The organism is Pseudarthrobacter siccitolerans, from assembly GCF_030823375.1.
Classification (GTDB): domain Bacteria; phylum Actinomycetota; class Actinomycetes; order Actinomycetales; family Micrococcaceae; genus Arthrobacter; species Arthrobacter siccitolerans_A.
The window spans coordinates 2,340,259-2,362,037 of sequence record NZ_JAUSXB010000001.1 but is presented as its reverse complement, the minus strand read 5'-3'; the positions used below and the strand labels follow the sequence as shown (position 1 = coordinate 2,362,037).

The following is a 21,779-nucleotide window of genomic DNA, read 5'->3' as shown; positions in this document are numbered from 1 at the left end:
CCAAACCGAAACGAGACTGATGATGACCGCCCGAACCCAGGGAGTGGGGTTCCGCTCTGAACGGGGCCCTATTCTCATTGCCCTGATGCTGTCCACCGGACTGGTGGCCATCGATTCCACCATCGTGGCCACCGCCGTGCCGTCGATCGTCCGCGACGTGGGCGGGTTCGAATCGTTCCCCTGGCTTTTTTCGGCATACCTGCTGGCCCAGGCCGTCTCGGTGCCCATCTACGGGAAGCTGTCCGACATGGTGGGCCGCAAGCCGATCATCCTGGCGGGCATCGGGCTGTTCCTGCTCGGATCCATACTCTGCGGGATCGCCTGGAGCATGCCCGCCCTGATCGCCTTCCGGGCGCTGCAAGGGCTCGGCGCGGGAGCGGTGCTACCCGTGTCCATCACCATCGCGGGCGACATTTATTCGCTGGAGGAGCGCGCCAAAGTGCAGGGCTACCTGGCCAGCGTGTGGGCTGTCTCCTCCGTCGTAGGCCCGAGCCTTGGCGGTATCTTCTCCGCCCTGGGCATCTGGCGCGGCATTTTCCTGGTCAACGTTCCGCTCTGCCTCTTGGCCTCGTGGATGCTGCTCCGGACCCTGCATGAGAACGTGGAGCGCGCCAGGCACCGGGTGGACTACGCCGGTGCGGCCCTGCTGGCGGGGTCACTTGGCCTGCTGATCCTTGGCGCCCTCCAAGGTGGCCAGGGGTGGGAGTGGAATTCAACGATAAGTATTGGCATCTTCGTGGTAGGCGGGGCGCTGCTGGCCGTGTTCCTGGTGGTGGAGCGGCGGGCCGCGGAGCCGGTCCTGCCGTCCTGGGTGGTGTCGCGGCGGCTTCTCGGCACCACCGCGCTGGTGTCCTTTGGAGTCGGGGCAGTGATGATTGGCCTGACCTCCTACGTGCCCACGTTCCTGGAAGGGGCGCTGCACAGCTCGCCCCTCATTGCAGGCCTGGCGCTCGCAGCACTCACCCTTGGCTGGCCCATTAGCGCCTCGCAGGCGGGCCGGTTCTACCTGCGGATCGGGTTCAAGGCCACCGCGTTGATCGGGATCTCCATTACCGTGGTGGGCCTGCTGGTCCTGACGCTTACGGCTGCCACTCCCAACGTGGCCCTGGTGGCGACCAGCTGCTTCGTGGTGGGACTCGGTTTGGGCCTGGTGGCCACTCCCACCCTGATCTCTGCACAGTCCAGCGTTTCCTGGAATGAGCGCGGTGTGGTCACCAGCAGCAACATGTTCGCCAGGTCTATCGGCAGCGCACTTGGCGTGGCCGTCTTCGGCGCCGTGGCCAATGCGGTCTACGGGAACGCGGGCGGCGAAGGTGATGCTCCCGCCGTGGTGGCCGCTTCCGGCGCAGTCTTCCTGGCGGCGCTGGTGGGCGGCATCCTCACCGTGGCCGCGGTGCTGGCCATGCCTGCAGTGAAGGCGGGCGAGGCGAGCACCGCAGATGAGGCGGCCCAAAGCAATGCCCGGCCGGACACCGAGCCCGAAAGCAGCCGCAGCAGCGCTGACACTTAGCGGGAAGACGCCCCGGCCAGAGACGGCAGATGTCGGGTACCCCGGGAGAACCGTCCCGGGAGACCGGTCCCCGACGCCGGGCATAGCTAACGCGAGGCTCTGAAAATCTCGGGCGCCGGCCGCGTGCCCGTGGCAAGGTCTGCAAGGATCCGGCCCACCACGGGAGTGAACTTGAACCCGTGCCCCGAAAACCCGGCGCCGATCACCACCGGTCCGATCCGGTCCAGGATGAAGTCCTCATCCGGGGTGGTGGTGTACGTGCAGCTGATGGCCTCGAACGAATCGGCGTCCACGCCCGGGAGCCATGTCCGCGCGTAGTCCTGCAGTGCCGCGAGCTGCGCGGGTTCTGGCTGGAAGGAGCGCCGGTCCGGGTCAACCAGGGGGCCTACGCCGTGCCAGCCGGCCTTGATGCCCTCGCCCGGGGTCTGCATCCCGTAGACGGGGGAGTACCAGTTCCTGTATTCCGCGCTGGTGCCTGGCATGTGATTGAACCCGGGCCAGACCGCCTCGCCATCGGCCACCCGGAAGTGCGCCGGCTGCTCCTGGGTGACCCGAAGCTTCGGAATCCGGAGCCCTGCGCCGCTGGCGCCGAGGAGTTTCTCTGTCCAGCCGCCGGCCGTGACCACAACCTGGGCGGCGGTGACCACCTCGGTGCCTGCCTCAGATTCCAAAGCCAGCCGGACGCCGTCGTCCATCACCTTCAGGTCGACCACTTTGGTGTGGTGGCGGATTTCAGCGCCCCGGGCTGCTGCGAGCCGCTGGAAAGCGGGGAGTGCCGCCTCGGGGTTGAGCTGCCCGCCGTCGGGCATGTGCAGTGCCTGCTGATCGAAACGGATGCCGCGCCAGCGCTGGCCCGCCTCCGCGGGGGACAGGAATTCGGCGCGGATGCCCGCGTAGTCCAGTGCCGCGGCGACGTCCGGAAGCCGCGGGTCCGGGCCGTGATTGACGATGCCCGTGCGGGCCAGCAGCGTCTCGCCGCTTTCCTGCTCCAGTTCGTCCCACAGAGCCAGCCCCTCGGCCAGCATGGCCACGTATTCGGGACGGTAGTAACCCGGATTCAGGTTGCGCGTACTGCCGTGCGAGGCGCCGATCTTATGCCCCGGCCCGAACTGCTCCACCAGCGTCACCTGCCGTCCGCGGCGGGCCAGCGCCCAGGCTGCGGCCGATCCCATGGCTCCGCCGCCCACCACCACGGTGTCCAGCATCTTTTCCATCAATCTCCCCTCACGTCAGCAGCAGCGCTACGCCAATCATCGCCGGAACGGCCACAACGGTAGTAATCAGTACGGTGTCCTTGGCCACGGTGAGGCCGGTCTTGTAGCGGCTGGCGGCCACAAAGACGTTCTGCGCGGTGGGCAAGGCGGACGTGACCACCACGGCGAACAGGGCGTGGTCCGCCATGCCGAGCGCGAAACGGGCGAAGAGATACGCCAGCGCCGGCTGGATGGCCAGCTTGAACCCGCTCGCCAGCAGGGTGTCCAGGCGCCGGCCTGCAACCGCCTGCAGCGGACGGGTGCCGTTCAGGCTCATGCCGAAGGCGATCAGCATGGCCGGGATGGCAGCACCGCCGATCAGGTGGATGGGCTCCATCACCAGGGGTGGAACCTGCCAGCCGGTGCCGGCCACCACCAGGCCCAGCGCGGAGCCCACAATCATGGGATTGCGCAGGATCATCACCGCAAAACTCAGGGGCGTGGTGCGGTGCGCGCTGGTGCTGGAGTCCAGGATCATCAGGAACAGCGGGGTGAAGAACGCCAGTTGGAAAATCAGCAGCGGCGCCACATAGCTGGCATCACCCAGGACATAGACGGCGATGGGAATGCCCAGGTTGGCGGAGTTGGCGAGCGACGCCGCCATGGCGCTCATCAGGGATTCGGGCAGGGAACGCTTGAGCCACCATTTGGCGATGGTGAAGAAGATGCCGGCCGTGGCGATGGCCGCCACCGCCGTCACCAGCAGGGGTGCGGCAAAGACTTCGGCGAGGCGGGCCTTGCCCAGCGTTTCGAAGAGCAACGCGGGGCTGGCCACAAAGAAGGTGAGGGAGCTGAGGACCTGCCGTGCATTGTCGCCCAGGATTTTCTGCCGGCCCACGAACCAGCCCACCAGGATGATGCACCACACCACAAAGAAGCCTGCCAGTACACCTAGCACGGGGTCACCGGCGACTTATCCCTCAGGGCGCGGCGGAGGTGGGTACCGGGATGCACGCTCCGGCTAGACGGTGGCGTTGTTAAGCGCGAAAGGGGGGCGCATCATCCCGGGAGTGAGGCCCTCGGCGGGGTCGTTGCCCAGCTGGATCATCCGGTTGTTCCCGTCCACGTGGACCACCCGCGGTTCATAGGCCTTGGCCTCTTCGGTGGTCATTTGCGCGTAAGTAATCAGGATGACAAGGTCGTTCTCGTGCATGAGGTGCGCCGCTGCACCGTTGATGCCGATCACGCCGGAGCCGCGCTCGCCGGCAATCGTGTAGGTCTCAAGCCGTGCGCCGTTGGTGATATCCACAATGGACACGAGCTCGCCGGGGAGGATGTCGGCGGCCTCAAGCAGGTCCAGGTCCACGGTGACGGAACCTACGTAGTGCAGGTCGGCGTGCGTGACGGTGGCCCGGTGGATTTTGGACTTGAACATTGTTCGATTCATAACGGCATCATTCTAGCGCCGGGCTCTGATCCGCGCAGTGACGCAGGGAACACTGGCGCCCCACCTTTGGGAGGAAACGTACGACGGCGGCCGGTCACCCGGCGTCGTTCCCCGCCACCGCCGCGGCTGCTGCAGCAAGGGTCTCCCTTGCGGCCAGGATGGCCGGCCGCTGGGCGCTGGAGCGCCGGACAGAGGTAAAAACGGTGCGGTGCGGCTTGCCTGGCAGCTCCAGCAGCCGGGCTGTGGTGCCGCGCCCGGTCCACACCAGGTCCGGCATCAGGGCCACCGCGTTGCCTGATTCGATCAGCCGGATCTGGGCCTGAAGGTCGGCGGTTTCGAAGCGCACGTCGGGCTCGAAGCCGGCGCTGCGGCACGCCTGCTCCGCCCAGTGGCGGGATGCCGCCCCCCGCGGCTCCATGACCCAGGCGAGTCCCGCGGTGTCCTCGAGCGAACGGACGGCGGGCCCGTCGTCGGACGCGGGTGGAACCGCCAGGCGGATGGCATCGGTGGTCAGCCGGACCCGGTCCAGTTCGGGGTACCGTGGGGCGGCGTGGCCCGGATACTGTTCGGCAATGACGAGGTCGAAATCCCGTGCCCAGGTCTCGTGCAGGGCCGTTTCGGGCTCGCGCTGGATCATTTCGATGCGGACCTCCGGGTAGGCCTTGGTCATCCTCGTCAAGGTGTCCGGCATCAGGGCCAGGGCCGCGGACTGGAACACCGCGATCCGGACAGTGCCCGTGACGGTGGTCAGGGAAGCGGCGAGGTCCGCCTCCGCCTGCTCCATGGTTTCCAGCAGGTTCGCCGTGTGCGCCACCAGCACTTCGGCCTGCGGCGTGAGCTGGACCCGCCGTCCGGTTTTCCGGAGCAGTTCCACGCCCACTTCCTTTTCCAGGAGGGCCAGCTGCTGCGATACCGACGACGGGCTGTACTGGAGTGCCTCGGCCACCTCTGCCAGAGTCCCGCGGATGCTTAATTCCCGAAGCAGGCGGAGCCTGCGGACGTCAAGCATGAGGAAATCCTTACCGAAACTAATGAATATAGGTTAGAAGTAGTCACTTTATCTAACGCAAGCACCCTTGCATACTGTTGGGACCGAGTTACCCCCGTCACAAGCGATTCTTCGCGCGCCGTGATGGGGTCGCACCCAAGCAGGAGTTCCTGATGAGCAGTAGAGATATGACCCAGTCGATCATGCGGCGCAAACCTATCGACGACATCGAGGAAGAAAACAAACACAGCGGCCTTTTCAAGTCACTCGGACTGTGGCAGCTGACGGCTATTGGTGTAGGCGGCATCATCGGCGTCGGCATCTTCTCCCTTGCCGGCCTGGTGGCAGCAGGCAGCGGCGACAACCCGGGTGTGGGGCCCGCGGTGCTGATCTCGTTCCTGATTGCGGGCCTCGCCTCGGCGGCGGCCGCGCTTTCGTACGCCGAGTTTGCCGGCATGATTCCCCGCGCCGGCTCCGCCTATACCTACGGATATGTTGCCCTGGGCGAGGTGATTGGCTGGTTCATCGGCTGGGACCTGCTGCTCGAGTACATCGCGATCGTGGCCGTGGTGGCCATCGGTATCTCCGGCTACTTTGACGCCTTCCTCTCGGGCATCGGCATCCACATGCCGGCCTGGATGACGTCCACGGTTGATGAGGGCAAGGGCGGCATCGTTAACATTCCGGCGATCCTGGTCTGCCTGCTGGTCACCTGGATCCTGTCCCGCGGCACCAAGGCCTTTGGCCGGTTCGAACTGGTGGCAGTGGCCATCAAGGTCATCCTGATTCTTTTCATCATCGGCCTCGGCGTCTTTTACATCGACACCAACAATTACAACCCGTTCATGCCCAGCGGCTTCGGCCCCGTGGTGGCAGGCTCCGCCACTGTCTTCTTTGCCGTCTTCGGCTATGACGCCATGAGCACGGCGGCCGAAGAAGCCACCGACGGCAAGAAGCACATGCCCAAGGCGATCGTGCTCTCGCTGATCGTCGCCATGCTGCTTTACGTGGCGGCCACCCTGGTCCTGACCGGCATGCAGAACTACAAGGACATCGATCCCAAGGCCGGCTTTGCGTCCGCCTTCACCTCCGTGGGCCTGCCGGTCATCGCCACCATCATCTCGGTGTTTGCGGTGCTGTCCATCCTTACCGTGATGCTGACCTTCCTCCTGGGTGTCACCCGCGTCTGGTTCAGCATGAGCCGGGACGGGCTGCTGCCGGGCTGGTTCGCCAAGACCGACCGCCATGGTACTCCGCAGCGGGTCACCTGGATCGCCGGCATCACGTCCGCGTTCCTGGCCGGTGTGTTCCCCATCAAGGAAGTCGCGGACCTGACCAACATCGGCATCCTGGCGGCGTTCGTCGTGGTCTGCCTGTCCGTGATCATCTTCCGCTACAAGAAGCCGGACGCCCCGCGCACCTTCCGCCTCCCGCTGATGCCCCTGGTGCCGGCCTTCGGCATCCTGTCCTCCGGATTCCTCATGACCCAGTTGCCCTGGGAAACCTGGGTACGCTTCCTCGTCTGGCTGATCATTGGTCTGGCCATCTACTTCTTCTATGGCCGGCGCCACTCACTGATGAACCCCAACAGTCCCCGGCACCAGGAGATCGTGGAGATGCACGGCCCCGTCGGCTGACCCCCGGGACGCTCTCTCACTTAACGTCGCTTAAACCCGGACGCTCTATCACCTTCCTGTGGATGGTGATAGAGCGTTTCCGTTTTTCCCGCGTTAAGTGAGAGAGCGTCGGGGGCTGGCGGGTGCGGGAGGCGATGATCAAAGCGTTGGTTTTTCTAACCTGTATTGCTTAGAAAAGATCGCTTTATCTTATGTGAGGAGAAGCTCATACTGGTGGAAAGACCTCCTGCCACAGCAAGAAAGATCGGGAAAACCATGACCCACATTGCAATGGAGCCGGCAGTCGCCGCCGGCATCGCGCCGCAGACCGTTGACGTTGATGTGCCGCAGGCGAACGCCCTGGCCACCGAAGCCGTCGCACTGGTCCGCCACTGGCTGACCGAGGCGTCCAAGGTCCCTGTGGACGCCTCCGCCCAGCAGCTCGCGGGCGTCCTGAAGGACCCCAACGGCCTGGAGTTCACTGTTGGTTTCGTGGACGGCGTGGTCCGTCCCGAGGACCTGAACGTCGCCGCCCGCAACCTGGCAGCACTCGCACCCAAAGTTCCGGCCTTCCTGCCCTGGTATATGCGCCGCGCCGTGCAGCTGGGCGGCACCATGGCCCCGGTCCTGCCGCAGGTGGTCATCCCCGTCGCCCGCAAGGTCCTGCGCGAGATGGTGGGCCACCTGATCGTGGACGCCACCGACGCCAAGCTGGGTCCGGCCATCGCCAAGATCCGCAAGGACGGCATCAAGCTCAACGTCAACCTCCTCGGCGAAGCGGTGCTCGGCGAGCACGAGGCCGCCCGCCGGCTCGAAGGGACGCATACCCTCCTGGCCCGTCCCGACGTCGACTACGTCTCCATCAAGGTCTCCTCCACCGTCGCCCCGCACTCCGCCTGGGCCTTCGACGAAGCCGTGGAACACGTCGTCGAGAAGCTCACGCCGCTGTTCCAGCGCGCGGCTTCCTTTGCCCGGGACGGCGGGAAGGCCAAGTTCATCAACCTGGACATGGAGGAGTACAAGGACCTGGACATGACCATCGCGGTCTTCACCCGGATCCTGGACAAGCCCGAGTTCAAGGACCTCGAAGCCGGCATTGTGCTCCAGGCCTACCTCCCCGACGCACTCTCCGCCATGATCCGCCTGCAGGACTGGGCCGCCGGGCGCCGGGCCAACGGCGGCGCCGCCATCAAGGTCCGCGTGGTCAAGGGCGCCAACCTGCCCATGGAGCAGGTGGAAGCCTCCCTGCACGACTGGCCGCTGGCAACCTGGGGCAGCAAACAGGACTCTGACACCAGCTACAAGAGTGTCATCAACTACTCCCTGCACCCGGAGCGGATCAAGAACATCCGGATCGGCGTCGCCGGCCACAACCTGTTCGACATCGCCTTCGCCTGGCTCCTGGCCAGGCAGCGCGGCGTTGAAGCGGGCATCGAGTTCGAGATGCTGCTGGGCATGGCCCAGGGCCAGGCCGAAGCCGTCAAGAAGGACGTCGGCTCGCTGCTGCTCTACACCCCGGTAGTGCACCCGGCCGAGTTCGACGTCGCCATCGCCTACCTGATCCGCCGCCTCGAAGAGGGCGCCAGCCAGGACAACTTCATGTCCGCGGTGTTCGAACTCAGTGAAAACGAAGCCCTGTTCGAGCGTGAGAAGCAGCGCTTCCTCGCCTCCCTGGCAGCATTGGACAACAGCGTTCCGCCGGCCAACCGGCAGCAGGACCGCAGCCTCCCGCCCGTCCCGATGCCGCACACGGGCTTTGAGAACACCCCGGACACCGACCCGTCCCTGCCCGAAAACCGCCGCTGGGGCCGCGCCATCCTGGAACGAGTCCCGTCCTCCACCCTGGGCAACGCTTCCGTCGCTGCAGCTTCCATCAAGGATGAGGCCACCCTCAACAGGGTCATCGCCACCGCAGTGGAAAAGGGCAAGGCCTGGGGCGAACTCTCCGGCGCGGAGCGCGCCGGGATCCTGCACCGTGCCGGCGACGTCCTGGAAGCCCGCCGCGCGGACCTGCTCGAGGTCATGGCCAGCGAGACCGGCAAGACCATTGACCAGGGCGACCCCGAGGTCAGCGAAGCAGTGGACTTTGCCCACTACTACGCGGAGTCCGCGCGGAAACTGGACGAGGTGGACGGCGCCACGTTCGTCCCTGCGAACCTCACCGTGGTCACCCCGCCATGGAACTTCCCGGTGGCCATTCCGGCCGGCTCCACGCTCGCGGCACTTGCCGCCGGCTCCGCCGTCGTGATCAAGCCCGCCAAGCAGGCCGCCCGCAGCGGCGCCGTGATGGTGGAAGCACTCTGGGAGGCCGGTGTGCCCCGCGACGTGCTGACCATGGTGCAGCTCGGCGAACGGGAACTCGGCAAGCAGCTCATCTCCCACCCATCCGTTGACCGGGTGATCCTCACCGGCGGCTACGAAACCGCCGAGCTGTTCCGCTCCTTCCGGCAGGACCTGCCGCTCCTGGCCGAAACCAGCGGCAAGAACGCCATCATCGTCACCCCCAGCGCCGACCTGGACCTGGCAGCCAAGGACGTGGCCTACTCCGCGTTCGGCCACGCCGGCCAGAAGTGCTCTGCCGCCTCACTGGTGATCCTGGTGGGTTCGGTGGCCAAGTCCAAGCGGTTCCACAACCAGCTGATTGACGCCGTCACCTCGCTGAAGGTGGGCTACCCCGAGGATCCCACCAGCCAGATGGGCCCGATCATCGAGCCCGCCAACGGCAAGCTCCTCAACGCCCTCACCACCCTCGGCGAAGGCGAAAACTGGGCGGTTGAACCCAAGAAGCTGGACAACACCGGCCGGCTCTGGAGCCCGGGCGTACGCCATGGCGTCAAGCGGGGATCCTACTTCCACCTGACCGAGTTCTTCGGCCCGGTGCTTGGAGTGATGACCGCTGACACGCTCGAAGAGGCCATCGCCATGCAGAACCAGATCGAGTACGGCCTCACCGCGGGACTGCACTCCCTGAACTCGAAAGAGCTCGGGGTCTGGCTGGACACGATCCAGGCCGGAAACCTTTACGTGAACCGCGGCATTACCGGTGCCATCGTGCAGCGCCAGCCGTTCGGCGGGTGGAAGAAGTCGGCCGTCGGCGCCGGCACCAAGGCCGGAGGACCCAACTACCTGGCTGGCCTGGGCGATTGGACCCCGGCGGCCAGCGCCGCGGACGCCCCTGTTACCCACCCGGGGGTCCGCCGTATCATCAACGCCGCCGGGACCGCCCTGCAGCCGGGCGAGCTTGCGTCAGTGCAGCGCGCCCTGGCGTCCGACGCCGAAGCCTGGGCTGAGGAGTTCGGCACCGCCAAAGACATCTCCGGACTCAGCGCGGAACGCAACATCTTCCGCTACCGGAGCCTGCCCGTCACCGTGCGTCTTTCCGAAGGTGCGCCGCTGGCGCACCTGGTCCGGACTGTGGCAGCCGGGGTCCTGGCGGGTTCGGCACTGACGGTATCCTCCGCCGTCGAACCTCCTGCCCAGCTGCGCCCGGTGCTTACCGCGCTGGACATCGAGGTGACGGTAGAGACCGACGCCGGGTGGCTGGCTTCTGCGGAACGCCTCGCTTCGGCAGGGAAGCTGTCCGGGGCACGGATCCGCCTCATCGGCGGGGACGCCGCTGCTTTGGCGAAGGCCACGGGCGGGCGTCCCGACCTGGCCGTCTACGCCCACCCCGTCACGGAGGCCGGACGCGTTGAGCTGCTGCCGTTCCTGCATGAGCAGGCTGTCAGCATCACAGCCCACCGGTTCGGCACACCGAACCACCTCTCGGACGCCCTGATCTAGTCATTACGTGAGGGCATAAAGGAAGGTCCGGTGGTTGAGCGTCGAAACCTGGGTTTCGAGGAGCTCAACCACCGGACCTCGTCTTGCGCGCGTCAGCCCAGGTACCACCCCGGGGGTGCCCAGGTCACGGGAACGCTGTGGGCGGAGAACTGTTCGCAGTGCGTGCAGGTGTAGGCCACTTCCCCCAACGTGGCCACGCTGCCGTCCCGCCGGTACGTCGGCGGAATGTAGGACTCGAGGTAGACAAATTCGTCGGTGCGGCATTTGTCGCAGGTAGGCTTGCCCACGTATCCGGTATCCGTGGTGGCGATGCCGGCGCCGAGTGTGGAGCTGCGGGTGGCCGGTGGACGCGCCGCATTATGCGGGCGCGCGTGCGTGGAGCTGAGATGGGTGTTCCGGGCTGTCGTCATTGGCTGCCTGTCCCGAGCACGTGAAACCTGGCACGCAGGAGCGTGCTCGTGTTAGTGAACCGGCCATCTGCTTGACCATGGGAAAACCAGCATAGATTATGCGGCCTTCACTGATCAATGGAAATGAGCACACGGCAGTACCCGGTGGCTACTTACAGCTGCAAGCACGGGCTGCACAGGAAGGTGCCCAGCGCCGCTACCCAAAGTCCGAATCCGTTGAGGTGGGTGTCGTGTGATGCTTCTGGCAGGTCTACCCGGCGGGGCGCCCGGGCTAAACAGCACGAAAGTCCTTTTCTCATCCTCGGGAAACATTCCTTCTTCGCCATAAACCACCGAGGCCGGAAGGCAACAGCCGGAATCTGAAGAATTCCCCGGGCTGCATATTCGGTGCCGCTGGACGGCGTCGGCCACAAAGGCTTCACGCGAGAGGTCGCCGGCCCCCGTGCTTCTGCCCGGGCTACTTGCCCGGAGGCACCTTGGTCCTACGCCGGCCGGTTGATGGTCCTGCCCACAATGGACTGCGTCAGGGCGTCGATGACCTCGGAGTTGGCCAACGGGTTGCGGATCAGCGTGAAGTCCACGTCGCCCACTGCCGGCAGGTCAAAGCGGCGCGTGATGATCTTCAGGTCCTCGGGCACCAGCGACGACGGCATGACCGCCACCCCGATTCCCGCGCGGACCGCAGCCAGCACGCCGCTGATCTGGCGCGTGGTGCAGGTGATACGCCAGGTCCTGCCGTGGGACTCGAGAGCGTCAATGGCCAGCTTCCGGCTCAAGCTGGGTGAGGGATAGGCAATCAACGGGACCGGCGCACCGGGCTCAAGCACAGTCTGTTCCTGCCCCACCCAGGAGAATGAGTCATGCTGCACCACGGTGCCGTCCTTGGCGCCGGCCACCCACTTCACAAACACCAGGTCCAGCTGGCCTGCATTGAGTTTCTTGTAGAGCTGGTCACTCTGGCCCACTGTCAGTTCGAGGTTGATCTGCGGATAGATCTGCCGGAATTCGCGAAGGATCCGCGGCAGGCCGGTGATGGCGAGGTCATCCGCCGTCCCGAAACGCAGCCTGCCCCGCATCGCGGAACCTGAGAAGTACCGGGCAGCAGCGTCGTGGGCCGACAGGATGTTCCGGGCAAACCCTGCCATCGCATCGCCATTGTCCGTGAGGCGCACGTCCCGCGTGTCCCTGGTGATAAGCACCCGCTTTGCCGCCGTCTCCAGCTTGCGGACGTGCTGGCTGACGGTAGGTTGGGCCAGGCCCAGCCGCTCAGCTGCCTTGGTGAAGCTAAGCGTTTCGGCCACCGCCAGGAAGGAGCGCAGCTGGGCTGGTTCGAACACTTTGGACTCCATTGGCATGAGTGCGGATGTCATTGGCATTGCAGTTCGCAATACGAGTTATAGGGACAATACGCCTCCATAATCCTAGGTCCCAGCCTAGCGTTAACGACATCCCGGACCGACCGCAATTTGAGGACACACCTGTGGCACCCCCACCGCCGTCATCGGCAACCGTCACCCAGCCCGTTATCGACTCAGCCAGCTCGGCACCGCCGGACCACCAGACCCAGCCCCTCGCCGTCGTCCCTGAACGCCTTCCGTGGAAGCACACGTTCATCTCGCTGAAGGTCCCCAATTTCCGGATCTTCGCGATCGGGCACTTCATCGCCGTCATCGCCATCTGGATGCAACGTATTTCCCAGGACTGGATGGTCCTGCAGCTTTCCGGATCCGTGACCGCCGTGGGCTTCACCGTGGCGTTGCAGTTCCTTCCCAGCCTCCTGCTGGGACCGTGGGGCGGCATGATCGCGGACCGTTTCGCCAAGCGCAAGATCCTCATCCTGTGCCAAAGCATGGCAGCTCTCCTGGCCGCGGCCCTCGCCACCCTTGCTTTGACAGGAGCGATCGAGGTCTGGCACGTCTACGTCATCGCACTGGTCCTTGGCCTGGTCACCGTGCTGGACCAGCCGGCGCGGCAGGTTTTCGTCAACGAACTGGTGGGACCGAAGTACCTGCGCAACGCAATCAGCGTCAACTCCACAACCTTCCAGCTGGGAGGCCTGATCGGTCCTGCCCTCGCCGGCTGGATGCTTACCGCGGTTGGCGCAGGGTGGGCCTTCGCCGGCAACGCCTTTGCCTGCTGCTCCACGGTGGCCATGCTCCTGATCCTGCGGAAGGACCAGCTGTTCGTCAGTGCCCCCGCACCCAAGAGCAAGGGGATGCTTCGCGAAGGCCTGAGCTACGCCCTCAGTAAGCCCACCATCTACTGGCCGTGGCTGATGGCGGGATTCATCGCGGTCTTCGCGATGAGCCTGCCCGTGGTGCTGGCCGCCTTTGCCGACCACGTCTTCGACGTTGGAGCTGGAGGCTACGGCCTGCTGAACGCCCTCGTCGCCCTCGGCGCCTTGGCAGGAGCGGTGGCATCCACCCGCCGGAGGCAGCTGAGGCTCCGTTCCGTGGTGTTCTGTGCCGGGATGTACGGAGTGATGCTCTGCCTCGCGGCCGTTGCGCCGTCCATGCCAGTATTCGGCGCCGTGATGGTGCTGTCCGGTTTCTGGTGCCTTATGTTCCTGACAGGTTCCAACCAGCTGGTCCAGGTGAGCTCGAACATGAGGATCCGGGGCCGGGTCATGAGCCTGTACATCATGGTGCTGATCGGTGGCCAGGCAATCGGCGGACCTATGCTCGGCTGGCTTTCCGAGCACGTGAACCCGCATGCCGCCCTGCTGGTAGCCGGCGGAGTCCCGGCGCTCGCGGCCCTCACAGTCGCCGTCATCCTGGCCCGGAAGGGCTCGTTGCTGCTGAGGGTCAGCCTCAAGGACCGCCGCCACCCCGTGTGCATCGTCAGCAAGGCGACGGCGGGGTAGTTGGGCTACCGGGCCGCGTGCGGGTACACGTCTTCCCGCTTCTGGAACTCGAGGACATCCTTGTTTAGAACCACGCCATCGCGGATCTCGATGGCGCGGGCGATGGTGTCGTTCCGCGCCCAAGCTTCCGGGCCATCCATGACCGTGTCCAGGAACGGGAGCAAAGCCTGGCTGATCTCCCAGGTGGCCGAGTTCCAGAGATAGGACGGGCTGTGGTCCACCGCGTAGTAGTTGATGTGGTCACCGACCGTGAACATTGGATCTGCGAACGTGGTGGACCTGGCCCAGCTGAACCCCATTCCTTCGTCACAGGACACGTCGACGATCAGGCTGCCCGGTCTGAAGGCGGCAAGATCCTCTGTCTGCAGGTAGGTCAGTGGATTATTGGGGTCCTGCAAGGTGCAGTTGACCACGATGTCGCTCTCGGCCAGGAAGGGTGCGAGAGGCACCCTGCCACGCTCGGTGATGACCTGGCTCAAGAAGGGCGCTTCGTCGTCGTGATCAAACTGGACGATATTCACTGAGTGGATGGGGGCGCCGACGGCGGCCACTCCACGGTTGGTCAGGACTTGGACGTCATGGACCCCGTGGGCATTCAGCGCGGTCACCGCACCCCGGGCGGTGGCTCCGAAGCCGATCACCACAGCGCTGAGGCGGCGCCCGTAATCGCCGGTGGAACCCGTCAGGGCCAAGGCGTGCAGCACCGAGCAATACCCGGCCAATTCGTTGTTCTTGTGGAAGACATGCAGGCCAAAACCGCCATCACTGGCCCAGTGGTTCATGGCTTCGAAGGCGATCAGGGTCAGCTTCTTGTCAATGGCCAATTGCGTGATGGCGCGGTCCTGTACGCAGTGCGGCCAGCCCCAAAGGACCTGCCCGTCCCGCAGTTCGGACAGATCCGCCGGCTGCGGCTTGGGCAGGAGTACGACGTCGGCAGCCGCCAGCAGCGCTTCCTTACTGGCCATTTTCCCCACAAGGGTGGAGAGGTGGTTGTCTGAGACGCCGAAACGCTCACCGTAGCCCTGCTCAAGGATGAGGTGCTGACGCACCTCAGGTGCTATCCGCTCAAGATGCAAAGGGTGGATGGGGAGCCGGCGCTCGGCGGCCTTACGAGTGGAAGCCAGGACGCCTAAGGTCAATTTGTTCCCGCGGCCTGTCACTTCTTCTTGGCGGCCTTGCTGGATGTGGTGTCCAGGGAGCTGGCCGGCGCCGAAGCGGCCTTCTTGTCTGCGCGCTTTTCCTTGATGGACTTGCCGGACTTTTTGGATGCTGCTTGACGCGGGGACTTGTCAGCCATGATTGCTCCTGTAGCGGAACCGAAGAGGTTCCTGACCTCTGACCATACACGCCGGTACCTAACGACCCGGGAGTGCCGTCCCATCGCGCCCGGCGGCGCAGACCACTCGGGGGAGGTCCGGGTGCTGCAACCCGGGCGACAAAGTGGAGCGGCTGACGGGAATCGAACCCGCGTATCAAGCTTGGGAAGCTAGCGCTCTACCATTGAGCTACAGCCGCGATGCCCCCGTTTCAGGGGCAGAACATAGCTTAGCGCAGATGTGGTGGCGGGCCGTCCAAGGAGCGCGTCAGCGCCGCGTGTCCGGTCACCGGGGCCGTCATCCAGTAACTCTTCAATAACGTCCCCGGCACGGGCTAGGAGGGTATGAGGAGCGCTGGCTAACCTGAACCGGTAGCTGCGGTGCCGGGGGGTGCAGCTATGCGGCAGGCCGACGTCAACCACGAAAGATCCTGATGGCATTCGCAGAGCATGAGGTCCTCATCCGGCGTGACGCCATGGCTGTGTACCTGTATCTGCTCGACGCCACCAACCTTCCGCTGTGGCGCGACGGGGTGCGCAGCGTCAAGCTGATCCAGGGTTCCGCCGGGACCAAAGGTGCTGTCTACCGGAAGATGATTGCAGGACGGTCCGGACTCAGCATTCCTGCCGACCTGGAAATCACTGAGGCAAGGCCAGGGGCAGAAATCCAGTTCCAGGTCACGTCAGGTCTGGGCCACCGCACAGGGGGCTATTACCTCAGCTCCGAAGCCTCAGGAACACGCGTTCGCTTTGCCCTGGAATTCAAGCCGGAGGGCCGGCTCAGGTTCCTTCACCGGCTCGGGTTCCTGAGCAGGCTGGCCCAACGGAACCTCTGCTCCGAGTTGGCCCAGCTGGAGCGCCTCAATGACATCATGGAGCTCCAGGCGGCGGCGTAGCCGTTCTGCACCGGGCACTGGCCTTACTGTGCCAGCCGCTGCCCGGTCCAGGGGCCGGGAATGTTCGACGGCGCCGCGAGGCTTCCCGAAGTCAGGTCCCAATACTGCACCACGTCGTTTGCCCGGCGCAGGGCAAGGCCCGTGGAGTTCAGTGCCGTGACGTCCTTGAGCGGCCGGATCCCGGTGACGTCGCCCCACCCGGTGGCAACGGTGGGCCTGGTCTCGGCCCGCAACGCGGTGGTGCCCCAGCCGCGGTGGAGCTGGACCGAGCCGTCCGCCCGAAGGGCCAGCAGATCCTGGAACCCGTCGGCGTCGTAATCCACCATGGACAACTTCTGTGCGGCACCTATGGCGCTGACCAGCGTGCGCTCGTAGAGGTCGCCGGTGCCCCTGTTCGGGTACAGGTAAAGGTTCCCGGCACCGTCGAGGGCAAGAATCTGGGGAAGCCTGTTGTTGGCGCACCAGCCGCCCACGGCGAGGGTCAGCGTGTCCCATCCTCCGCTCCCGAGGGTGACCGGCGCCTGGAAGCCTCCGGTGGCGACGCCGCGGTGCAGGGTCAGGGCCCCGCTGGTCCATTGCGTCAGGAGATCGAAGGCGCCGTCACGGTCCCAGTCCGTGGTGAAGACCTCCTTTGCGCCCGCGAAGCCTGATCCGATGACCCTGGCCGCGGCGAAGGTGCGTACTCCGCTGGCTGCCCGGGCCAGAAGTTGCCCGGATGAATCAACGGTTGCCAAGTCTCCCGGCCCCTTGATGGCGGCGGCGGACAGATCCAGCGTGGGCGGCATGTGACGTGCGGGGGCATCACACATGCTGGGGGCGGGCAGTGGGAAAGCACCGCCGGATCCCGCACCGCCTGGAGAGTTGATGGTGCCGGCGGGAAGGGTGGTGTAGCCGAAGAAGTTCACCACGCCCCAGATCTGGTACGTGGAGTTGGTGTAGGAGATTCCAGCGCCCATCACGTTGAAACGCGGATCGAGCAGCATTGCGTTGTGGCCGGGCGATCCTTTCCACCATTCCACCAGCTGGGCTGCGTCCCGATCCGTGCGGATGGCGATGACTTCGCCGGCGCCGTTGTTGGGATTCATGGCACGCGGGTCAGTCCAGAAGCTCGCGCGGTGCTCAATCACCTCACGTGAGGCAATACTGTCTGACCACTCCTGCGCCAAGCCGGCCACCGTGGGGTGGTACTTCACCGGATTCAGGCCCTTGGACACCCGGTATTCGTTGATCCTGTTGAACACCGTGAGAATAGCTGCCGCATTGCTGTCCGGGACCAGGGCCTCCGGCGCAGGCATGGCGGAAAGGGATTCAGGAGCCGCAAGCCGGGTGGGTGAGGGCGTCTCCAATTCTTCATCAGGTGCCCAAAGCGCCGGGATCGAGGGAACTTCGGAAGCGGAGGCAGACGCCGTTGTGGCAGGTGCAGGTGGCACCAGCGCCTCGGTTGAGGCTCCAGCAGTGGTGGGCTGCCCGATCGCTTGCCGTCCAGTGACTTGTTGCCCGGTAACTTGCTGTCCGGTGACTTGCTGCGCAGCGGGCGCACTTGCGGCACTGGACGGCGAGGCCGGCCTGATATCCGGATCCACGGCCGGGGTGAGCCGGGACAGGACTGAGCTGTCGCCCCGGGCGCCGCCGCCGTCGGCCGTTGGCGGGCCCAGGGTGACACTGTGCGGGCCTGCCGCGGCAGACTGGCTTGCCGCAAGCGGCGAGGGAAGGACTCCCACGGACGAGGAGACCAGCACTAACGAACAGAGCACGCCAAGAAACGCGGGCGCCACTAATTTATTCACAACATCCCCAGCTCTGTTGGGCCATCCGGGAGACCATCCGGCGCCTTAATCACTGAGGCAACATTAGCCCCACAGGTTGACAGCAACAACGAAAGAATATGGCTGTGGATAACCGATACGGTAATTTGGGACGGTGCTGATCTCTGACCGCGATATTCGTGCCGAAATTGACTCCCAGCGGATCGTCCTTGAACCGTACGATCCGGCGATGGTCCAGCCGTCGTCCGTGGATGTGCGGATCGATAAATTTTTCCGCCTGTTCGACAACCACAAGTACGCGCACATCGATCCTGCGGAAGAGCAGCCGGAACTCACGCGCCTGGTGGAGGTGGAACAGAATGAACCGTTCATCCTGCACCCCGGCGAGTTCGTCCTCGGCTCAACCTATGAGACCGTCACCCTGCCGGATGACATCGCCGCGCGGCTGGAAGGCAAGTCCTCGCTGGGCCGGCTTGGCCTGCTGACGCACTCCACTGCGGGGTTCATCGACCCCGGCTTCTCCGGGCACGTCACCTTGGAACTTTCCAACATGGCCACGCTGCCCATCAAGCTGTGGCCGGGCATGAAAATCGGCCAGCTCTGCTTCTTCCGCCTGACCTCCGCGGCCGCGTACCCGTACGGCCAGGGCGACTACGGCAACCGCTACCAGGGCCAGCGGGGACCCACAGCCAGCCGCAGCCACCTGAACTTCCACCGCACGGCCATCTAGTACCGCACGGCTACCTAGGCTTTCGCAGCGACGCCCACGGGCCGCAGCAACGGCTTGACGAGCGGTTCCACGTAGCGGGCGGCGAGCGGACCGATGACCGCCATCAGGAGCACATAGGCGGTAGCCAGCGCCGCGAGCTCGTCAGTGACCGCGCCGGACGCCACCGCGAGTCCGGCAATCACTATGGAGAATTCGCCGCGGGCTATGAGCGTCGCTCCGGCACGGAGGCGCCCCGGGCGTGCAATACCGGCACCCTTCGCAGCCCAGATGCCGGTGACCATTTTGGTGACCGCGGTCATGACGGCCAGCACCAGCGCCCAGCCCAGAACCGGCGGGATGGACGTGGGATCGGTGTTCAGGCCGAATGCCACAAAGAAGATGGCGGCAAAGAGGTCCCTGAGCGGCTCCAGGATACGGGTTGCGTTGTGGGCTGTGGCGCCCGAAATGGCGATGCCAAGCATAAAGGCCCCTACTGCCGCGGACACCTGCATTGCCGATGCCACGCCTGCCACCAGCAGCGCCGCACCCAGGACGTTCAGGAGGAAGACTTCCGAGTTTTCGCTGTGCACGGCTTTTGAGACGTGGTGCCCATGCTTCAGCGCCACCATCAGCACCAGGCTCACCACAGCCAGCGCAATACCCACTGTCGTCAGCCCGCCGAGGAAACTTACACCGGCCAGCGTAGCCGTGAGGATGGGCAGGTAGACGGCCATGGCCAGGTCTTCGAACACGAGGATGGACAGCACCACTGGCGTCTCGCGGTTACCCAGCCGGCCCAGGTCGGTGATGACCTTGGCCGCGATTCCTGATGAGGAGATGTAGGTGACGCCGCCCATCACCATGGCCCCCACGCCGCCCCAGCCAAGCATCAGCGCAAGGGCGGCGCCCGGGAGGAAGTTCAGGACCAGATCCAGGACGCCGGCCTGCCAGGAGCGGCGCAGGCCAGTGAAAAGCTCGGCAGCTGTATATTCCAGGCCGAGCATAAGAAGCAGCAGGATAACGCCGATTTCCCCGGAGAGGTGGGCAAACTCGTGCATACCTTCGAGCTTGACGATCCCGCCGGCACCGAAGGCCAGCCCGCCTAACAGGTAAAGCGGGATGGGCGACATTCCGATCCGTCCGGCCAGCCTGGCCAAAAGGCCGAGGCAGAACACAACGGCCCCCAGCTCGATGAGGGTCAGGGCCAACGGGTCCATGGCGTTTATCCGTTGCGAAGGATATCGGCCGCCGAATCGAGGCCTTCCTGCGTGCCTACAGCAACAAGCAGATCACCGGTGTGAAGTACGACGTCTGGTCCCGGCGAAGGGAGCACCTCACCTTCGCGCATGATCGCCACGATGGAAACGCCGCAGCGGGTACGGATGCAGGCCTTCCCCATGGGCTGGTTCTGGAACGGGGAGCCCGGAGCGATGGAAAACTGCCGGGTGACGATGCCGGGAACATCCTTGTGTTCCTCCGTCAGCTTCATGGCCAGGTGCTGCCCGCCCAGCAGGTTGCCGAGGGTTGCTGCTTCATCCGAAGTCAAGGGGATTGACGCCTGGCAGGTATCGGGATCATCCCAGGTGGAAACGATGAGTTCCGTCTGGCCTTCCCGCAGCTCCACGACGCCGATCCGGCGGCCGGAAGCCGTCATAAAATCCTTCCGCCGGCCGAGGCCCGGAAGGTCCGTCTCATCCACGTTCATGATTCCAGCCTAGTCTGGCCGGCGCCGATGTGGTGGGGGCGCCAACAAGTCCGCCGGGAAAGCGTTGGACGGGATTGCAGGACGGTAGCCATCGGGAGGACAAGCCCGGGACCAGGAAGGTATCAGGCGGCCGGGACCACCGCGATGGGGGCCTTGTCCGGGGACTTCACCGGCAGCAGGACCAGGAGTCCGGCCAGGAGCACCACCATGATTCCGAGGATCCCCCAGCGCTGGGCCTCGCCCGGTGCCACCAGCGGCGTGGCCACGGTGATGCAGAGGGTAAACAGGGCCGGTGCCAGGAAACTTACGGCGCGGCCGGTGGTGGCATAGAGCCCGAAGAGCTCGCCGGACTCGCCGTCCGGGGCAAGGCGCGCCAGGTAGGCGCGGGACGAGGATTGCGCCGGCCCGACGAAGAGGCAGAGGAAGAGCCCGAACACCCAGAAGGTGGTGGATCCCTGCCAGTCCATGCCGAAGAAGGAATACTCGCCGTTGCCCAGCACCAGGATGACGGTCCCGGCGATCAGGAGTCCCACCAAGGACCCGAGGATGACTGCCTTGGGCCCCACCTTGTCGTCGAGGAAGCCCCCAATTAGGGCGCCGACAGCCGCCACCACATTCCCAAAGATGGCGAAGAAGATGACCTGCGACAGCTCAAAGCCGAAGGTGCCTGCGGCGATGATTCCGCCGAAGGTAAACACCGCTGCCAGTCCGTCACGGAAAACAGCGCTGGCCAGCAGGAAGTAAATGGTGTGCGGGCTCGTGGCGTAGATCGCCTTGATCCGCCGGAGCAGCAGCCCATAGCTGGCCACCATCCCCAGCCGTTGGGCTTGGGGTGTTTTGGGCAGTTCGGGAACAGCGAACAGCACAGGCAGGGCGAAGACGAAGAACCAGGCGGCGGAGAAAACAGCGACAAGCCGGATATTCAGGCTGTCCTGGGTGGAGGCTCCGAACCATTCGAAGCTGGGCTGGACGAACAGCTGCAGGACGATCAGCAGTGCCACAATTCCGCCCAGGTACCCGGCTCCCCAGCCCAGCCCGCTGACCTTGCCGATGTTCCGGGGCGTGGAAATCTGGGCCAGCATGGCGTTGTAGTTCACGCCGGCAAACTCGAAGAATACGTTGCCCAGGGCGATGAGCGACACCCCCAGGAGGAGGAACTCTGGCCGGGGGAACACAAAGAAGCACAGGGCTGTCAGGATGGCGACGACGGCCGTGTTGACTCCGAGCCACAGCTTGCGCCGGCCGCCGGCGTCCGAGCGCTGGCCGGTGACCGGAGCGAGCAAGGCGATGGCGAAACCCGCGATGGCCAGCGCACCGCCAAGGACCGCCGAGGCCTGATCCTCGCCGCCGAACGCGTTCGAGGTGAGGTACACCGTGAAGACGAAGGTGGTCATCACCGCGTTGAAGGCGGCCGAGCCCCAGTCCCAGGAAGCCCAGGCGAGGACGCGGCCCTTGCTGGTGGCCCGGTTCCCCGATTCAAGTTCTGAGGAAGGCTGCGTTGCCCCGGGAGCGCTGGCGCTGTTCATACGATGCATCGTATCCGCCGATGGCGAACAGAAGGCGGAGCTCCGGCCCATG

At 65.1% G+C, this 21,779-nt stretch carries 18 protein-coding genes and 1 tRNA gene; 6 read left to right on the top strand and 13 right to left on the bottom strand.

From position 1 onward, the window contains the following. Positions 1 to 19 precede the first annotated feature (19 nt). Positions 20 to 1,510, top strand: a complete 1,491-nt coding sequence (locus QFZ36_RS11080) for an MFS transporter (RefSeq protein ID WP_306636433.1) — start codon at positions 20 to 22, stop codon at positions 1,508 to 1,510. Positions 1,511 to 1,596: 86 nt separating this feature from the next. Here the strand turns inward: QFZ36_RS11080 and QFZ36_RS11075 are convergent, their stop codons facing one another. The 4 genes from QFZ36_RS11075 to QFZ36_RS11060 all read right to left on the bottom strand — a co-directional run bounded on the left by QFZ36_RS11075 (position 1,597) and on the right by QFZ36_RS11060 (position 5,159). Next, the gene (locus QFZ36_RS11075) at positions 1,597 to 2,724 is read right to left on the bottom strand and encodes an FAD-dependent oxidoreductase (protein WP_306636431.1); all 1,128 of its coding nucleotides are present in this window, start codon (positions 2,722 to 2,724) and stop codon (positions 1,597 to 1,599) included. Positions 2,725 to 2,734: 10 nt separating this feature from the next. Further along, positions 2,735 to 3,661 carry an AEC family transporter gene (locus QFZ36_RS11070; RefSeq protein WP_306636429.1) on the bottom strand — a complete coding sequence of 309 codons (927 nt, stop codon included), beginning with the start codon at positions 3,659 to 3,661 and terminating at the stop codon, positions 2,735 to 2,737. A gap of 63 nt (positions 3,662 to 3,724) precedes the next feature. Next, positions 3,725 to 4,150, bottom strand: a complete 426-nt coding sequence (gene panD, locus QFZ36_RS11065) for an aspartate 1-decarboxylase (protein WP_306636427.1) — start codon at positions 4,148 to 4,150, stop codon at positions 3,725 to 3,727. A gap of 94 nt (positions 4,151 to 4,244) precedes the next feature. Beyond that, a complete protein-coding gene (locus tag QFZ36_RS11060; RefSeq protein ID WP_306636425.1) occupies positions 4,245 to 5,159 on the bottom strand; it encodes a LysR family transcriptional regulator in 915 nt (304 codons plus the stop codon). A 152-nt stretch (positions 5,160 to 5,311) separates the two neighbouring features. On the opposite strand from QFZ36_RS11060, the gene QFZ36_RS11055 reads away from it, so the two are divergent. Both QFZ36_RS11055 and QFZ36_RS11050 read left to right on the top strand, forming a co-directional pair. Further along, entirely contained in the window at positions 5,312 to 6,775 is a 1,464-nt protein-coding gene (locus QFZ36_RS11055; protein WP_306636423.1) for an amino acid permease, read from the top strand. 255 nt (positions 6,776 to 7,030) lie between these two features. Continuing rightward, positions 7,031 to 10,537 carry a bifunctional proline dehydrogenase/L-glutamate gamma-semialdehyde dehydrogenase gene (locus QFZ36_RS11050; RefSeq protein WP_306636421.1) on the top strand — a complete coding sequence of 1,169 codons (3,507 nt, stop codon included), beginning with the start codon at positions 7,031 to 7,033 and terminating at the stop codon, positions 10,535 to 10,537. Positions 10,538 to 10,629: 92 nt separating this feature from the next. On the opposite strand, the gene QFZ36_RS11045 is transcribed toward QFZ36_RS11050, so the two are convergent. Together QFZ36_RS11045 and QFZ36_RS11040 are read right to left on the bottom strand one after the other, a co-directional pair. Beyond that, positions 10,630 to 10,947 carry a hypothetical protein gene (locus QFZ36_RS11045; RefSeq protein WP_306636419.1) on the bottom strand — a complete coding sequence of 106 codons (318 nt, stop codon included), beginning with the start codon at positions 10,945 to 10,947 and terminating at the stop codon, positions 10,630 to 10,632. Positions 10,948 to 11,429: 482 nt separating this feature from the next. After that, the gene (locus QFZ36_RS11040) at positions 11,430 to 12,284 is read right to left on the bottom strand and encodes a LysR substrate-binding domain-containing protein (RefSeq protein WP_306636417.1); all 855 of its coding nucleotides are present in this window, start codon (positions 12,282 to 12,284) and stop codon (positions 11,430 to 11,432) included. Between the two features lie 143 nt (positions 12,285 to 12,427). Here QFZ36_RS11040 and QFZ36_RS11035 point away from each other — a divergent pair, with 143 nt between their 5' ends. Then, positions 12,428 to 13,810 (top strand): MFS transporter, encoded by a 1,383-nt coding sequence (locus QFZ36_RS11035; protein WP_306636415.1) that lies wholly within the window; start codon positions 12,428 to 12,430, stop codon positions 13,808 to 13,810. A gap of 5 nt (positions 13,811 to 13,815) precedes the next feature. Here QFZ36_RS11035 and QFZ36_RS11030 read toward each other — a convergent pair whose 3' ends face one another. The 3 genes from QFZ36_RS11030 to QFZ36_RS11020 all read right to left on the bottom strand — a co-directional run bounded on the left by QFZ36_RS11030 (position 13,816) and on the right by QFZ36_RS11020 (position 15,325). Further along, positions 13,816 to 14,970 carry a N(5)-(carboxyethyl)ornithine synthase gene (locus QFZ36_RS11030; protein ID WP_306636413.1) on the bottom strand — a complete coding sequence of 385 codons (1,155 nt, stop codon included), beginning with the start codon at positions 14,968 to 14,970 and terminating at the stop codon, positions 13,816 to 13,818. Beyond that, positions 14,967 to 15,107 (bottom strand): hypothetical protein, encoded by a 141-nt coding sequence (locus tag QFZ36_RS11025; RefSeq protein WP_189337621.1) that lies wholly within the window; start codon positions 15,105 to 15,107, stop codon positions 14,967 to 14,969. The genes QFZ36_RS11030 and QFZ36_RS11025 overlap by 4 nt, the downstream gene beginning before the upstream one ends. A gap of 144 nt (positions 15,108 to 15,251) precedes the next feature. After that, positions 15,252 to 15,325, bottom strand: a tRNA-Gly gene (locus tag QFZ36_RS11020). A 234-nt stretch (positions 15,326 to 15,559) separates the two neighbouring features. On the opposite strand from QFZ36_RS11020, the gene QFZ36_RS11015 reads away from it, so the two are divergent. Continuing rightward, complete coding sequence (locus tag QFZ36_RS11015) at positions 15,560 to 16,021, top strand: SRPBCC family protein (protein WP_306636410.1); 462 nt, start codon at positions 15,560 to 15,562, stop codon at positions 16,019 to 16,021. 23 nt (positions 16,022 to 16,044) lie between these two features. Here the strand turns inward: QFZ36_RS11015 and QFZ36_RS11010 are convergent, their stop codons facing one another. Beyond that, positions 16,045 to 17,775 carry a CAP domain-containing protein gene (locus QFZ36_RS11010; protein ID WP_306636407.1) on the bottom strand — a complete coding sequence of 577 codons (1,731 nt, stop codon included), beginning with the start codon at positions 17,773 to 17,775 and terminating at the stop codon, positions 16,045 to 16,047. Between the two features lie 166 nt (positions 17,776 to 17,941). Here QFZ36_RS11010 and dcd point away from each other — a divergent pair, with 166 nt between their 5' ends. After that, positions 17,942 to 18,517, top strand: a complete 576-nt coding sequence (gene dcd / locus QFZ36_RS11005; protein ID WP_091421821.1) for a dCTP deaminase — start codon at positions 17,942 to 17,944, stop codon at positions 18,515 to 18,517. A gap of 14 nt (positions 18,518 to 18,531) precedes the next feature. Here dcd and QFZ36_RS11000 read toward each other — a convergent pair whose 3' ends face one another. The 3 genes from QFZ36_RS11000 to QFZ36_RS10990 form a co-directional block, all read right to left on the bottom strand. Further along, positions 18,532 to 19,713: a cation:proton antiporter gene (locus QFZ36_RS11000; RefSeq protein WP_306636404.1), complete on the bottom strand. Its 1,182-nt coding sequence runs from the start codon at positions 19,711 to 19,713 to the stop codon at positions 18,532 to 18,534. A 5-nt stretch (positions 19,714 to 19,718) separates the two neighbouring features. Further along, positions 19,719 to 20,201 (bottom strand): cation:proton antiporter regulatory subunit, encoded by a 483-nt coding sequence (locus QFZ36_RS10995; RefSeq protein ID WP_306636402.1) that lies wholly within the window; start codon positions 20,199 to 20,201, stop codon positions 19,719 to 19,721. 122 nt (positions 20,202 to 20,323) lie between these two features. Next, positions 20,324 to 21,727 carry an MFS transporter gene (locus tag QFZ36_RS10990; RefSeq protein WP_306636400.1) on the bottom strand — a complete coding sequence of 468 codons (1,404 nt, stop codon included), beginning with the start codon at positions 21,725 to 21,727 and terminating at the stop codon, positions 20,324 to 20,326. Between the last annotated feature and the right edge of the window lie 52 nt (positions 21,728 to 21,779).

Excerpts from the sequence above, each read along its gene's own strand:
- QFZ36_RS10995 (WP_306636402.1), bottom strand. The coding sequence starts at position 20,201 with ATGAACGTGGATGAGACGGACCTTCCGGGCCTCGGCCGGCGGAAGGAT.
- QFZ36_RS10990 (WP_306636400.1), bottom strand. The coding sequence starts at position 21,727 with ATGAACAGCGCCAGCGCTCCCGGGGCAACGCAGCCTTCCTCAGAACTT.
- QFZ36_RS11000 (WP_306636404.1), bottom strand. The coding sequence starts at position 19,713 with ATGGACCCGTTGGCCCTGACCCTCATCGAGCTGGGGGCCGTTGTGTTC.
- QFZ36_RS11015 (WP_306636410.1), top strand. The coding sequence starts at position 15,560 with ATGGCATTCGCAGAGCATGAGGTCCTCATCCGGCGTGACGCCATGGCT.
- QFZ36_RS11025 (WP_189337621.1), bottom strand. The coding sequence starts at position 15,107 with ATGGCTGACAAGTCCCCGCGTCAAGCAGCATCCAAAAAGTCCGGCAAG.
- QFZ36_RS11080 (WP_306636433.1), top strand. The coding sequence starts at position 20 with ATGATGACCGCCCGAACCCAGGGAGTGGGGTTCCGCTCTGAACGGGGC.
- QFZ36_RS11045 (WP_306636419.1), bottom strand. The coding sequence starts at position 10,947 with ATGACGACAGCCCGGAACACCCATCTCAGCTCCACGCACGCGCGCCCG.
- panD (WP_306636427.1), bottom strand. The coding sequence starts at position 4,150 with ATGAATCGAACAATGTTCAAGTCCAAAATCCACCGGGCCACCGTCACG.
- QFZ36_RS11050 (WP_306636421.1), top strand. The coding sequence starts at position 7,031 with ATGACCCACATTGCAATGGAGCCGGCAGTCGCCGCCGGCATCGCGCCG.
- QFZ36_RS11075 (WP_306636431.1), bottom strand. The coding sequence starts at position 2,724 with ATGGAAAAGATGCTGGACACCGTGGTGGTGGGCGGCGGAGCCATGGGA.
- QFZ36_RS11060 (WP_306636425.1), bottom strand. The coding sequence starts at position 5,159 with ATGCTTGACGTCCGCAGGCTCCGCCTGCTTCGGGAATTAAGCATCCGC.
- QFZ36_RS11055 (WP_306636423.1), top strand. The coding sequence starts at position 5,312 with ATGAGCAGTAGAGATATGACCCAGTCGATCATGCGGCGCAAACCTATC.